This is a genomic window from Wolbachia endosymbiont (group A) of Scambus nigricans, from assembly GCF_947251485.1.
Taxonomy (GTDB): domain Bacteria; phylum Pseudomonadota; class Alphaproteobacteria; order Rickettsiales; family Anaplasmataceae; genus Wolbachia; species Wolbachia pipientis.
In genome coordinates, this window is sequence record NZ_OX366356.1 from 571,831 (window position 1) to 585,547 (window position 13,717).

The following is a 13,717-nucleotide window of genomic DNA, read 5'->3' on the forward strand; positions in this document are numbered from 1 at the left end:
CATTTAAAACATTAAAAAACGCCAACTTAAAAAATGGATAGTGAATAACTAGCTACCCTAGGGTTTCTTTTGCCTTTTTTTCTGTTTAGTAAATTTATTAACGTTTATAATTTAGATTAGTTGCGGCTTAAAAGCAGCTAAATCGCGGTTATTAAGTGTTTAGAATAAAAAAACGCCATACTTGAAAGTATAATGTAAGTAATTAGCCAACCACGGGGCTTCTTTTGCCTTTTTTTTCGTTTGGTAAATTTCTTGATATTTATACAGAAGGTGTCATTCCAGTGCTTGACACTGGAATCCAGTTCTTATTATAGCCTTTCTTATAATAGTCCGAATGCGATAAGATATGTGTTTATGGCTATAGCATGCCAGTAGCATATTACGGTCTGTTCGGATTATTGTAAAAAGAGCTATATACAGCTATCTGGTGTACTTATTTAAAATTAAGTTTTCTGGATCTCAGTGCCAAAGCACTGGGATGACACCCTTCCTGGCGGAGATTATTCTCAAATCACAATGTTCGTACAGTTGTGGAATGAATTGCGGTATGACGTAGGAAAACCTTAGCTATAGCTTTAGAACTCCCAAAAGGTCAGAAGCATTGAATGACTTGACAGAAAGTTCAAACCCATATAGAATGTCCTTATTTCTTATATGTTAGATGTGGTATCAATTGCCTCAGATCATGCTGGTTATGAATTAAAATCAGAAATAAAACCTTACCTGGAAACCCTAGGTTATAGAGTGGTAGATCAAGGCTGCACTGCTCAGCAAAAGTGCGTGGATTATCCAGACTATGCTGTTAAAGTTGTAGAAGATATAACAAGCAAAAAAACAAATTATGGGATATTAATTTGTGGTACAGGTTTGGGCATGAGTACTGTGGCAAATCGTTTTGAAGGAATCTACGCTGCTTTGTGTAATAGTGTTGAAATCGCAAAATTAGCTCGCGAGCATGGCAACGCAAATGTACTGTGTCTTGGTGCAGGATTTACTGCGAGTGGATTAGCAAAAGACATAGTCAAACAATTCCTCGAAACAGAATTTTCAAAAGAAAGCAGACATAAAAAACGCCTTGATAAACTCAGCAATATAACCTCTAAGAAAAAAAAAACAAAAACTTATAACGAAGATGAAATATCAAAATTCGCTAAAATGGCAGGCCAGTGGTGGGATGAGAACGGCAAATTCAAACCATTGCACATGATGAATCCTGTTAGAGTATCTTACATTATTGAGAAAATAAAAGAGTTAAAAAAATGCAATTTAAAAGAATTATCATTGCTTGATGTCGGGTGTGGTGGTGGCATTTTGTCAGAGTCAATGGCACGCGTTGGCATTAACGTTGTGGGAATAGATGTATGTGAAGAAAACATAAAAGTAGCGCATTCACATGCGAAAAAAGTAGGGTTAAATATAGAATATATACACACCAGCATTGAAGAGCTAAGCAATGACAAGAAGTACGACGTGGTTCTGCTGATGGAAGTAGTTGAACATGTGGATAATTTAGAGCTTTTCATGAAAAAAGCGATAGAACTGCTAAAACCGGAGGGGTTAATCTTTATATCCACAATAAATAGAACTATTAAATCCTTTTGTCTTGCAATAATTGGTGCAGAGTACATATTAAATTGGCTGCCAAAAGGTACACATAACTGGAATAAATTTCTCAAGCCGTCAGAAATTGCAAATCACTTAAGAGAAAATAATGTAACGCTGCAAAACATGGCTGGCATGGAGTACAACGTAATAAAGCGTGAGTGGAATCTAACTAAAGGCGTGGATGTTAATTATATACTCTGCGGTTTGTTAGATTTAACTCTATAAAAGCACCATTTTCACTTCCAATACTTTGAAGGATCTTGGCCAGCTTTTATACAGTAGCCTTTATTAGTTAGCGCCCAACCGGAACGACAAGCATAACCTGTACCTACACGTTCATATCCAGGAGCAGCAACACACTTTCCATTCTCCAAGGTTTGACCTTTAAAAAGACAACAAACTTCTTTTTCTGTTACCTTTGTTACAATTTGAGGAGCACCAAAAAACACAGCAACAAACATACCCAGTGCGAAAAGTACAGGCCAAGGCATTCTGCCAAATATTGCAAGTAAGCTTGAACCAATTATTACCACTGTATAGCCTTTCTTATAATAGTCCGAATGCGATAAGATATGTGTTTATGGCTATAGCAGGCCAGTAGCATATTACGGTCTGTTCGGATTATTGTAAAAAGAGCTATATAAATAGAATTACAAGAAAATTTCTCATTGTTCTTTCAATAATCATGCCTGATTGTTTCTTATTTTAATAAAATTTCAGTAAATAGCTTTTTTCAAAAATTATGCTTAACCCAATCAATATTTATTTATTACTGCCTTTTTAATACTATAATTAACTCAGTTGATTTTTATCAAAATGCTAAACCATGGAACAATTCGAGAACTTTTACATCACCACGCCAGTATATTACGTAAACGATAAGCCACATATTGGTCATGGATACACTTCTCTCTTGTGTGACGTGGTGGCAAGGTTCATGAAACTAGCTGGGAAAAATGTCAAATTTACCACAGGTACAGATGAACATGGACAAAAAATAGAAAAAGCAGCTAAAGCAAAGGAAATGCAGCCAAAAGAATTTACAGATGAAGTGAGCGTTTCATTTAAAGAATTGGCTAAGTTCATGAATTTTGAGTATGACGATTTTATTCGCACTACGGAGGAACGTCACAAAAAAGCAGTTATAGCTTTATGGAATAGACTTGAAGAGAGAGGGCAAATATATTTGGATTCCTATTCGGGTTGGTATTCAGTTCGTGATGAAGCATTTTATCAGGAATCAGAGCTGATAGATGGCAAAGCACCAACAGGTGCTGAGGTCCAGTGGATAAAAGAAGAGAGTTACTTTTTTCGCTTATCAAACTGGCAAGAAAAATTACTGGAACTCTATAAAAATCAGCCAAGTTTTATCTTTCCTGAGAGCAGAAGAAATGAAGTGATATCGTTTGTAAGATCAGGGCTCATTGACCTCTCAATCTCTCGCACTAGTTTTAACTGGGGAATAAAAGTACCAGGTAATGACAAACACGTAATCTATGTCTGGATAGATGCATTAACCAATTATCTTACATCAATAGGTTTCCCTAGTACTGAAGGTGAGGAATATAAGAGGTTTTGGGCAGAACCAGAAACACAGATTCCAGTGTCAAGCGCTGCAAACCTAGCTGACAACTCTTTCAACGTTCATGTAATCGGTAAAGACATATTGCGCTTTCATGCTGTATATTGGCCAGCGATTCTCCTTGCAGCAGACCTGCCACTGCCAAAACAAATTGCAGTTCATGGTTGGTGGTTGAACGAGGGAGAGAAAATATCCAAGTCCCTTGGTAATGTCATAGATCCAATTGGCCTCGCTCAAGAGTTTGGTGTTGATCAGCTACGCTATTTTCTCCTCAGGGAAGCAAGCTTCGGCCAAGATGGCAACTTTAGTAAGAAAAATATGATCAGCCGGATAAATTCAGAACTGGCAAACAACATAGGCAATTTAGTACAAAGAACAATTTCATTTTTACACAAGCAATGTTCTGGAATTGTACCAACAATCGATCAAAGCCTACTTAAAGGTGAAGAAAGTCTTCCAGGTTGCAAAGCTATACTCGATCAAGTGATGAATCACCTATCAAAGTATGAATTTAACCATATCATACTTCTAATCATCAACATCTCTTCTGAAGCAAATGCCTACATAGACAAAAGTGCACCCTGGACACTAAGCAAAACTGACAGAGAGCGCATGAATTTAGTAATTTACAAGTTACTGGAATATATCAGGATAATAGGCATTTTATTGCAGCCAATTGTCCCGAGTTCAGCGGAAATGATACTTGATCAACTGCAAATCCCGAAAGAGCAACAAGATTTAAAATCTCTGTGCAACGCATGCGTAAGCTTAGGCATTACGCTGCCTAAACCTACGCCGGTTTTTTTGAGGGTTGATGCTAAAGAGGAGAAATAGTGTAAAAACTATTTCTCCTGGATGGGATTATCTTTAGTTAACGACGGTGCACACCGCTGTCTACATATTCAAGTTAGGTGGCAAGTGCCTTAGTTATAGCTCTTTTTACAATAATCCGAACAGACCGTAATATGCTACTGGCCTGCTATAGCCATAAACACATATCTTATCGCATTCGGACTATTATAAGAAAGGCTATACTTTAGCAAAATATGGTTTAGTAACATCAGCATCTATCACTACTACTTCAGTCATTGCCGACTTAACCTTTCCTAGGCTCCATGTAAACCAGCCTTGACCATTTTCTTCTTTAGTTGGCTGACTTTCTGGGCTAGAAATCTCAGTACCTTTTTCATCACCAGATTCTGCATCATAAAATACATCCTGATCCTCAGAAAGACTCATTAAATCACTTTTAGCAGCATCAACATTTAAATGATCAGGTTGCTTAGGAACGTTATCAATATTTAAATAATCCAAACTATTAGCTCGTTGCTTTTGCTCACTGGAAAGAACCTCAAGATTTAAATAATCCAAACGAGTTAGTTCTTGCATGCTAGGTTTAGATCCATCTTCACGCTTAAACTGCTCTTCCGGACTAGAAACCTTAGTACCATAAATCCTACTGTACAAGCTGCTTCCAACGCTGTTAAGTGCTCCTCTTACAGATGCAATTGACGCATCATAAGTATTTTTCAAGCCACCTCCAATACCACTAAGTGTTCCTTTTGTAGACTCAGTTGATGGCACATAATTATCGTAAGCATATTTGCCAGAATACAAGACACCATTAACTGCTTCTTTTGCAAACCAAACAGCGCTATTATAGCCTTTCTTATAATAGTCCGAATGCGATAAGATATGTGTTTATGGCTATAGCAGGCCAGTAGCATATTACGGTCTGTTCGGATTATTGTAAAAAGAGCTATAACTGTTCCTTTTGCAAGCTGAACAGTGCCATCAGCAATTGCCACTTTTAATTTGTCTTCTTCTATCTTTTTATTTTTTTCAGCTAGTTGAGTTTTTTGCTCAGAACTTTTCTGCTTTTGAGTGCGTACTTGATCTTTTAACTTAGAATTTTCTTCCTCTTGAGCTTTTACTTCCGCTTCTTTTTTAGCTAGTTGAGTTTTTTGCCCAGAAATTGTTTGCTCTTGAGCTTTCATTTCATTTTTTAACTCAGAATTTGTTTTGTTCTTACTAATTGCTTTATACGAAAGTGCAATAGTTACAACAGAAAACACAGCATAACCAATAATATAGCCTTTCTTATAATAGTCCGAATGCGATAAGATATGTGTTTATGGCTATAGCAGGCCAGTAGCATATTACGGTCTGTTCGGATTATTGTAAAAAGAGCTATAAATGGCAAGCCAACACTTAATGCTGCAACTGGAGCTAAGAAACCAATATAAGGAGCTGCAGCAAACACTTCAGATGCTAATAAAGTGAAAGTAGCCAAAGTTCCAGCTATATAATAGGGTACATTGTCTTTACTTATCATGATTATTCCTCACGTATTATAAAATATAATACCATTATAAAAGGATTTTTAAGAAGTTGTCAAGCTATCTTTACATAAAAAAATAATTGATAAACTTGGGAACAAGAAGATTGCTGCCAAGCTATGAACTATGCCTTTCCGTGTAATCTTTAAATGCACCTCTGTTAGAGTCAAAATATAGCTTCACACTGCCAATTGGTCCATTTCTCTGCTTTGCAATAATGAGCTCTGCAATGTTTCTAATTTTTTCCATTTTCTCTTGCCATTCCCGATGTTTATTGTTTCCTTCATTTGGCTGTTTTCTTAGTTCATAATACTCTTCTCTATAGAGAAACATTACTATATCTGCGTCTTGCTCTATGCTCCCTGAATCACGTAAATCAGAAAGTTGTGGTTTTTTATCATCCCTCTGCTCAACAGAACGAGAGAGCTGAGATAGTGCAACAATGGGAATATTTAGCTCCTTTGCAATTGCTTTCAAACCCTGCGTCACTTCCGAGATTTCTTGCACTCTATTTTCATTACTCCTTTTTGTTGTTCCTCTGATTAGCTGCAAATAATCAATGAATACCACTTCTACATTATATAATTGATACAGCAAGCGTATTCTGGTGTGAAGGGCACTAATTGATAGCGCAGGGGTGTCATCTATGATGAAAGGCAGTTCAGATAATTCTGTACTAGTATTGATAAATTCATGCAATTCAAAATCACTAATTCTCCCGGTTAATGCCTTATAATAACTAATTCCTGAATCTATAGTGATCAGCCTTGCAGTTAATTGCTCTGCTGACATTTCAAGCGAGAAAAACGCTACATAGTGTTGCTTATCTGCTCTTTTTTGCAACATCTTACAAGCATTAAGTGCGATGTTTAGCGCCAATGCTGTTTTACCCATAGAAGGCCTTGCAGCTAAAATTAATAAATCAGATTTTTGTAGACCACCAAGAAGCTGATTTAGATCTTGAAGTCCGGTTGTAACGCCTAGCGCTTCTGGATTATTTTTCAGTGTGCTGATCTTCTCAACTACATCTTTAATTGAACTTGCAAGTTTTATATATGTTTTCTCACCTTGTTTTTTTACTGCCAAATTGAACAATTTTGTCATTGCTTGTTCAATTTGCGCCTGTGCAGGATTTTCAATATCGTAGTTGTAGCTATCACCAACTATTTCTTGCCCGAGCTTGATTAAACATCTCCTTAAGTAAGTATCACGGATTATTCTAGTCAAACTATAAATATCAAGTGCAATACTTGCCTTCGCTGCAAGCTTTGCTAAGTACTCTACCCCGCCACACTCGGTAAACGCTTGGTCGTTCTCAAAAAACATTTTGAGGCTCAGTTCATTGGCAACTATACCGTGTTTCCTGGTTTTAGATATTTGCGTAAAAATACTTTGATGCAGTGGATCATAGAAATTTTCTGCTGTAATTGTGTCTTCAACTGCATCACAGATTCTATTATCACGAATCATTGCACCAATAAGCATCTGTTCAGCTTCTAAATTATGCGGTAATTTACATATTTCCTTACCTACACTTCTTGAACTGAGGAGATTGGCTAATTCATTCATTTTAAGTTTTGAGAGTAACTGTTGATTATTGTAGAATATTTAGTCCTCATTTGAAAGATGTAAAGGCAAAAAAATTTGACTAATTCCGTGTTGCCTATAGCATTAAAACTTAATGCCCCTGTGGTGGAATGGTAGACACGGCAGACTCAAAATCTGTTGCTTGCAAAAGCATGCTGGTTCAAGTCCGGCCAGGGGCACGTTAAATGTTGGAAAGTATATATATGTTACATAAATTTTTTAATCGTTTATTTTCTATTTTTTCTTCTATAAATGTTATTCAAAAGGTAAAGAAAGATGAAAATGGGATATGTTATGTAACGGGCCTCAGGCGCTATATATCAGTATTGCTTGATTTGATTATTATCGTTTTGTTCTTGCAGTTTTGCAGCCAAGCCTTAAATCAGCTCTTTATGAACTCAGAGGATAGCAAAATATTAAGTCAAATTGCTGCAAAATCCCCAATGCAAGCACCACTGTCTGCGGAAGAAAAGACAACGCAGAGTAGACTTATAAAATTACTAATCCTAAATCAAATAGTCCAGTTTATTATGCTCTTTTGCTATGTAATATATATGTGGGTAAAGTTTGCTACTACACCTGGAAAACTATTATTTGGGCTTAGAGTTGTGGATGCACAAACTTTCGAAAAGATGACCCTAAAACAAGCAACAAAGAGATTTTTTTCCTTTATATTGTCAGTTGCACCATTGTTCTTGGGCTTTTTATGGTCAAATTTCAACAAACGCTGTCAAACTTGGCACGATAAGATCGCAGGCACAGTGGTTGTCACGAGTAAAAGCCTTAGAAGGCAGAGCTAAAAACTACTTGACACCCTTCGCCAGCCCCTTTATCATGATACTGAAGGTATTCATTTATCTTCAATCTGTGCAGATTAAACGACAACAGTGTTACGTATTGGCGTCTTATTTTTAATTTTTTGCACTATGTGCATGCACTGGGATGACACCTCTGGGCACTGCCGTCGTAAAGGAACCAGTGTCAGCTACTCGTATGACAAAGGAGGACAGTGTCTCAGCTACTTTCATGACACCATTTGCTGTCTTTAAAAATGAATGTTCTTACAATTGTGCGTCATGCGCTTTATTAAATATTTTACTTAAAAATCTAATTTCTTATTATACAAGAGATAAGCAATTCATTGATGATGAAAAATTACAAAAAGGGGCATAGAAAGCGCCTAAGAGAGAAAATTATTTTAGATAATGGACAATCATTACTTGATTATGAAGTTTTAGAGCACATTTTATATTCAGCATATAGTAGAATTGATGTAAAACCGGTGGCAAAGAGTTTGATAGAAAGTTTTGGCAGCTTAAATAAAGTTTTTAATGCTGACCTGGAAGCGCTGCAAAACGTTGATGATGTCAGCAATGCAGCGATATCTGCCATCTTTTGTGTAAAACAAGCCTTTGTTTGTTCTGCAAGAGAAGAAATAAAAAACCTGCCTGTAATCGATAACTGGGAAAAATTGCTTGATTATTTAAGAATAAGTATAGGAAGCCTCAATAAGGAAAATTTTCGTGTCATCTATATGAATAAAAAGTATCGTCTAATAGCGGAAGACCTGCAAAATATTGGTACAGTAGATCAAACTCCTCTTTATGTCAGAGAGATCATCAAGCGCGCACTTTTGATTGGTTCAACATCCATTGTAATATCTCACAATCATCCAAGCGGAGATACACAACCTTCAAATAGCGATATATCTCTCACTAGACAACTAGCAGAAGCTTGCCAAAGTATAGGAATAGAATTAATAGACCACATTATTATTACATTCAGTAGCTATTTTAGTTTCAAGGAAAATAGGTTGTTGTGAAAGCCTTTATAGCTACAGTAACTTAGATTTACCGACAATCGTCATTCCGCTACGTGTTAGCGGCTAAGAGATACCGTGACGGGATGACGTAGGGGTTGCCGAGAACTTGTCATTCCAGTGCTTGACACTGGAATCCAGTTTTCTTTACAAATTCACCAAAAGTGCTTCATTCTATAACGCAAAACCCATACTCACCAAACCCAATGCATTACTTGCAATTAAGTTTCCTGGATCCCAGTGTCTGGGCACTGCCGTCATAAAGGAACCAGTGTCAGCTATAGCCTTTCTTATAATAGTCCGAATGCGATAAGATATGTGTTTATGGCTATAGCAGGCCAGTAGCATATTACGGTCTGTTCGGATTATTGTAAAAAGAGCTATACTTTCATGACACCCTTCTGGTAGGCCCAAATCGCAATGTTCGTACAGTTGTGGAATGAATCGCGGGATGACGGTTCGCGGTGGTATGACGTAGTAGCTATTTCTTGCAATCAAGTTTCGTTAAAAGTCAGATTGAATGGTTAAATCTTCCACCCAAATAACCACGCACTCTACTTGCTTGTTTGGATATATTTCTTGTACTAAGGTTTTATAGATTAACATCTGTTTTTTTATTTCATTTAATAAGGAAACAGAAACGTTACGGTGTGATTTGTAGTCAATTATGATTGCTTTATCTTGCGTTATGCATAGCCTATCTAGTCGTACTAATACTGACTTGCCATCAATTGTTCCACTCAGTGTAATCTCTGATTTGCCTTCCAAGTCAAACAAATAGCCATATTTTTCATTAAAGGCTAATATTTTACTGTAAATTTCATCCTTATCTTCGCTGATGTTATCAAGGTATTTTCTGACCCAATTTTTTCTCCTTTCTTTTTCTATCTTGGGCATATACTGCAATATGCTGTGAATAATCAGGCCTCTTGCATAACCATCTGTCATCCAAGTAGCTGACACTTGGATCCATTCTGCTCCTTCTTTTTCACTGGATTCCAGCGTCACGCGCTGGGATGACACCGAAGAGTGGGCTAAAGCTGGTGGAAGGGAAATGACCGGAACGTCAAAGTAATCACGTTTTTTATAAATGTAAGGGTAGTTTTCATTCACGCATAATACTTCAACTATTTCTTTAAATATTGGCCGTAAACCCCTTTGTTTCTTTTTATATGGTTCTCCATACTTAGTGATTAGATCATACCAAGAGCCCTTTTGCACTGGCTCTTTACTTAAGATGTATAACTCATCTTCAGCACGCGTGAGTGCTACGTATAATAAACGCAAATATTCATTATAATCCTCTAGTTTTTTCTCTCTTTTTACTTGATCGCAATAAGCGTTGTTGTTTTTTCCACACCAAAATGGTGCTTCCGTTCCATCAAAGATAATGCTTTCACTGTTTCTTGGCACTGTGTTTGTATCAACCAAAAATACTATGGGAGCTTGCAGACCTTTTGATTTGTGAATTGTCATTATTCGCACAGCATTGCGTTCTGATTGCATATCATTCTTAATCTCCGGGTTATTCTCCTTGATCCACTGAACAAACGCTTGAAGAGATGGATTTTCAAATTGCAACACAAGGTTCATAAATTCGTCTAGGACCTCGAAGCACTCAAGACCTAGCCTTGCAGCAAATTTCTTCTTACCTGTACGTAATATATGCGTAAATAGTGCAAGAGGAGGCTCTGTGCGAGATAAGTTAATGAGATAGTTTAATTCACTATAGATAACCACAGAATAATCGTGAATTCTTTCCCATAGTGAATGCTCTTTACGGTCGTATGCAATGTTAAATAAATCATCCTCGGTGAAATTAAATAGCGGTGATTTTAAAGCATTTGCAAGAGCTAAATCATTTGCCTGGAGGAGTAAAAATTCGGCCAAAGCTATTAAGTCCTGCACGGCTATATAGTCCATAATTCTAAAATAATCCCGGCCTACAACTGGCACATTTGCTTTTTTAAGTTCGCTTATTATGTAATCAACTAACACGTTTCGTTGTCGCACCAAAATCATAATGTCTCTTGGCTCTATATGGCGATCTTTAGCGACTAAAATCCGCCCTTCGTTTAACCAATTGTGAATTCTGTTAGCTATTGTTTGAGCAAGTAATCGATCTGCTATTGTATAACCTTCCTTGCATGTCAGAGGAATTTGTAAAGCTCGCTGTTCTTTCTCTTTGCGCCTTGGTAAAGCTGGCCAAATTTCAATATATCCTTGGTCATTTTCTCTATGTGGAACATGTTTTATTTCATTATCATTAAAAGATATTTCTGCGCGGAAGTTATTAAATATTCTATCTACAAGCATCAAAACTTCTGGAGTTGAACGAAATGACTTTTCAAGTTGGCATGATATCCAACCAGTTTTCGTATGAAAGTATTGTTGCATATAGTTGAATAGATGGGGATTTGCTCCTTGAAATCTGTATATGGATTGTTTTACGTCACCAACTACAAATAAGGTTCGCTTTTCATCATTACCGGCAAAAAATTCATCGCAGAGATTTGTTATAATTTTCCACTGGCTGATGCTATTGTCTTGTGCCTCGTCAACAAGGATGTGATCTATTTTTTGATCCAAGTTAAACAATATCCAATCTTTATAGTTTGGATTGCTGAGAAGATTTGTTGCTAAGTCAATTATATCATTGTAGTCAAGCAGTGCATTTTTTGATTTTTCACTATTATACAAATCAATATATACTTTAAATACACCAAGTAAGCTACTGGTTCTCTTGAATATTTGATAAGAGTTCATGTCTCTTATATGGGTAAATACTACATTCTGAACGCTCTCTATTATTTGCTCTGCATCTTTGAATTTCTCCAAAATACTTTTTGTTGCAATGGATGATATGCTCTTTTTTTCGTGCGATTCTGATTTTAGAAATACCTTGGCTAGGTTTTCTATTTTGGTGTCATTCCACTTTATTCCGGTATCATCCGAGTAGCTGACACTGGTTCTTTTTTTCTGGATCCCAGCTGGGATGACAGTAGAATAAAGTATTTCACTATAACTCTGATCTCTTTTACTGCCTTCACTTAATATCTCGGCTAGTCTTCCCACGTGCTCAATTGTTTCACTCTGTAAGTCATGAATTTCATCTGGGGCGCTCAATTTATCTTTGATATATTTCGAATCATTTGCTGATATCGATCTTTTTATACATAAAGTATAAAGCAAATCGCGTAGTTTATTTTCATCAATTTCAGTTGCAATAAGGTTGATATCATACTGCACAGTTTCGTTATGAAGCACTTTATTGAATATGAGTGAATGTAATTCTTTACATTCACTCAGCGTGCAATTTGGAGCAATGCCAGCTTCTATAGGAAAGCTGGAGATTAATTTGTAACAGAAAGCGTGTATGGTTTGTATAGTTAGACCAAGATTTTCCAGTTCAGAGAAAAGCCTTCTTGCTCTTGTTAAGTGACGATCAAGTGCTTCATTTTTTCTGGATCCCTCCGTTATCCCAGCACTCTCCTTTGTCATCCCAGTGCTTGACACTGGAATCCATTCTTCCTTTTTTCTGGATTCCAGCGTCACGCGCTGGGATGACACCGATTCCTCACTTAAATGCAAGAGGTCTAATTGTTCCAGATCCATTATTAATTCACTCTCTGAGCATATTGCCCACTTACTGAGTATGCTGTGAATGCGATTCTCCATTTCGTTTGCTGCAGCATTGGTGAATGTTAAGCAAAGAATATTTCTTTTGTTTTCTAATAAAAGTCTCAATACTCTGTCTATTAAGATTTTTGTTTTGCCTGTACCAGCGGACGCATTTACCCACACAGAGAAATTAGGATTTATGGCATTTGATCTCATCAGAAGTGCGAGAACCTTATAAAAGTTGACTAGAATAGCATTATACATATAATGTAAAAATAGTGTTAGTGAAGATATATAATGAAAAGTTTTTGTGTAAAGGCGCCTGCAAAAATCAATCTTTTTTTGCATGTTGTAGACAAAAAAGAAACAGGGTATCACTTGATTGAAGGTTTATTTGTCTTTGCTAATCTCTCTAATTTTTTGGAAATAAAAGTAGGTGAGAAGGATTCTAGATACGATAACTCTACAGTTGAATTTATAAACTCCGAGTCTAAAATAAATAACCAATATAACACTGTAATGAAAGCGGTTAATCTGCTCCTTAGGCATGCTCCTGTACGCACTAAAGTCACTGTAAAGGTTGTAAAAAACATACCAATTGCTGCAGGACTTGGTAGCGGATCCTCAGATGCTGGAGCTGTGGTACGTACGCTAGGGAAGCTGTGGGAGATTGGTAGGACGATTTTAAATGAAATAGCCTTAAACGTTGGTGCTGATGTTCCCGCAAGCGTAGATAGCAAGCCAGTTTTTGTTAGAGGTATTGGCGAAGAATTATGCCACATTAAAAAATTCTCTTTACCTACAAATGTGGTGCTTGTGAAACCGAAAAAAAGGTTTTTGAGTACACCAGAGGTATTTTCCAAACATGAAGGAAAATTTTCTGAGCCAATTAAATGGAGCGATGACGCTGAAAAGGATTTGTTGAAGCTTCTTAAAGAGACGAGAAACGATCTTCAAGAAATAGCAATAAGCTTTGTACCTGAAATTAAGGATGTGATATCAACACTTGAGTCACAAGAAGGCTCTATACTTTCTCGCATGTCAGGCAGTGGTGTATCATGTTTTGGAATATTCGATAGTGAGGAAAATGCAAAAGCTGCTGCAGTTAATATCGGAAAAAAGCAACCAGAATGGTGGGTATGTGACACTCAATTAATAGTTTGA

At 36.7% G+C, this 13,717-nt stretch carries 13 protein-coding genes, 1 tRNA gene and 1 pseudogene; 8 read left to right on the top strand and 7 right to left on the bottom strand.

The features are described 5' to 3' along the window. Positions 1-654: 654 nt before the first annotated feature. On the top strand, positions 655-1,830 hold the full coding sequence (gene ubiG, locus OPR46_RS03305) for a bifunctional 2-polyprenyl-6-hydroxyphenol methylase/3-demethylubiquinol 3-O-methyltransferase UbiG (protein ID WP_265044026.1): 1,176 nt from the start codon (positions 655-657) through the stop codon (positions 1,828-1,830). Between the two features lie 167 nt (positions 1,831-1,997). Here the strand turns inward: ubiG and OPR46_RS03310 are convergent. Further along, positions 1,998-2,141, bottom strand: a pseudogene (locus OPR46_RS03310) (TrbC/VirB2 family protein); the annotation flags it as partial. Positions 2,142-2,431: 290 nt separating this feature from the next. Between OPR46_RS03310 and metG the strand changes: the two are divergent. Together metG and OPR46_RS03320 are read left to right on the top strand one after the other, a co-directional pair. Next, a complete protein-coding gene (gene metG, locus OPR46_RS03315; RefSeq protein ID WP_265044027.1) occupies positions 2,432-4,021 on the top strand; it encodes a methionine--tRNA ligase in 1,590 nt (529 codons plus the stop codon). 77 nt (positions 4,022-4,098) lie between these two features. After that, the gene (locus tag OPR46_RS03320; protein ID WP_265042706.1) at positions 4,099-4,227 is read left to right on the top strand and encodes a hypothetical protein; all 129 of its coding nucleotides are present in this window, start codon (positions 4,099-4,101) and stop codon (positions 4,225-4,227) included. On the opposite strand, the gene OPR46_RS03325 is transcribed toward OPR46_RS03320, so the two are convergent. The 4 genes from OPR46_RS03325 to OPR46_RS03340 form a co-directional block, all read right to left on the bottom strand. Beyond that, complete coding sequence (locus tag OPR46_RS03325; protein ID WP_265042707.1) at positions 4,217-4,720, bottom strand: hypothetical protein; 504 nt, start codon at positions 4,718-4,720, stop codon at positions 4,217-4,219. The genes OPR46_RS03320 and OPR46_RS03325 overlap by 11 nt on opposite strands. Further along, on the bottom strand, positions 4,717-5,262 hold the full coding sequence (locus OPR46_RS03330; RefSeq protein WP_265042709.1) for a hypothetical protein: 546 nt from the start codon (positions 5,260-5,262) through the stop codon (positions 4,717-4,719). The genes OPR46_RS03325 and OPR46_RS03330 overlap by 4 nt, the downstream gene beginning before the upstream one ends. Beyond that, positions 5,247-5,522, bottom strand: a complete 276-nt coding sequence (locus OPR46_RS03335; protein ID WP_265042710.1) for a hypothetical protein — start codon at positions 5,520-5,522, stop codon at positions 5,247-5,249. Before OPR46_RS03335 ends, OPR46_RS03330 begins: the two co-directional genes overlap by 16 nt. A gap of 121 nt (positions 5,523-5,643) precedes the next feature. Then, positions 5,644-7,095, bottom strand: coding sequence for a replicative DNA helicase (locus OPR46_RS03340; protein WP_265042711.1), 1,452 nt, complete (start codon positions 7,093-7,095; stop codon positions 5,644-5,646). Positions 7,096-7,209: 114 nt separating this feature from the next. Between OPR46_RS03340 and OPR46_RS03345 the strand changes: the two genes are divergently transcribed. The 4 genes from OPR46_RS03345 to radC all read left to right on the top strand — a co-directional run bounded on the left by OPR46_RS03345 (position 7,210) and on the right by radC (position 8,935). Beyond that, positions 7,210-7,292 (top strand) — tRNA-Leu (locus OPR46_RS03345). A 24-nt stretch (positions 7,293-7,316) separates the two neighbouring features. Further along, positions 7,317-7,913: an RDD family protein gene (locus OPR46_RS03350; protein WP_015589093.1), complete on the top strand. Its 597-nt coding sequence runs from the start codon at positions 7,317-7,319 to the stop codon at positions 7,911-7,913. A 178-nt stretch (positions 7,914-8,091) separates the two neighbouring features. After that, entirely contained in the window at positions 8,092-8,286 is a 195-nt protein-coding gene (locus OPR46_RS03355) for a hypothetical protein (protein ID WP_155968352.1), read from the top strand. Then, entirely contained in the window at positions 8,261-8,935 is a 675-nt protein-coding gene (radC, locus tag OPR46_RS03360) for a RadC family protein (protein WP_265042713.1), read from the top strand. The genes OPR46_RS03355 and radC overlap by 26 nt, the downstream gene beginning before the upstream one ends. A gap of 171 nt (positions 8,936-9,106) precedes the next feature. Here the strand turns inward: radC and OPR46_RS03365 are convergent, their stop codons facing one another. Together OPR46_RS03365 and OPR46_RS03370 are read right to left on the bottom strand one after the other, a co-directional pair. Then, positions 9,107-9,430, bottom strand: coding sequence for a hypothetical protein (locus tag OPR46_RS03365; RefSeq protein ID WP_265042715.1), 324 nt, complete (start codon positions 9,428-9,430; stop codon positions 9,107-9,109). A gap of 6 nt (positions 9,431-9,436) precedes the next feature. Further along, the gene (locus OPR46_RS03370) at positions 9,437-12,769 is read right to left on the bottom strand and encodes a UvrD-helicase domain-containing protein (RefSeq protein ID WP_265042717.1); all 3,333 of its coding nucleotides are present in this window, start codon (positions 12,767-12,769) and stop codon (positions 9,437-9,439) included. An 81-nt stretch (positions 12,770-12,850) separates the two neighbouring features. Between OPR46_RS03370 and OPR46_RS03375 the strand changes: the two genes are divergently transcribed. Beyond that, the gene (locus tag OPR46_RS03375; protein ID WP_265042718.1) at positions 12,851-13,717 is read left to right on the top strand and encodes a 4-(cytidine 5'-diphospho)-2-C-methyl-D-erythritol kinase; all 867 of its coding nucleotides are present in this window, start codon (positions 12,851-12,853) and stop codon (positions 13,715-13,717) included.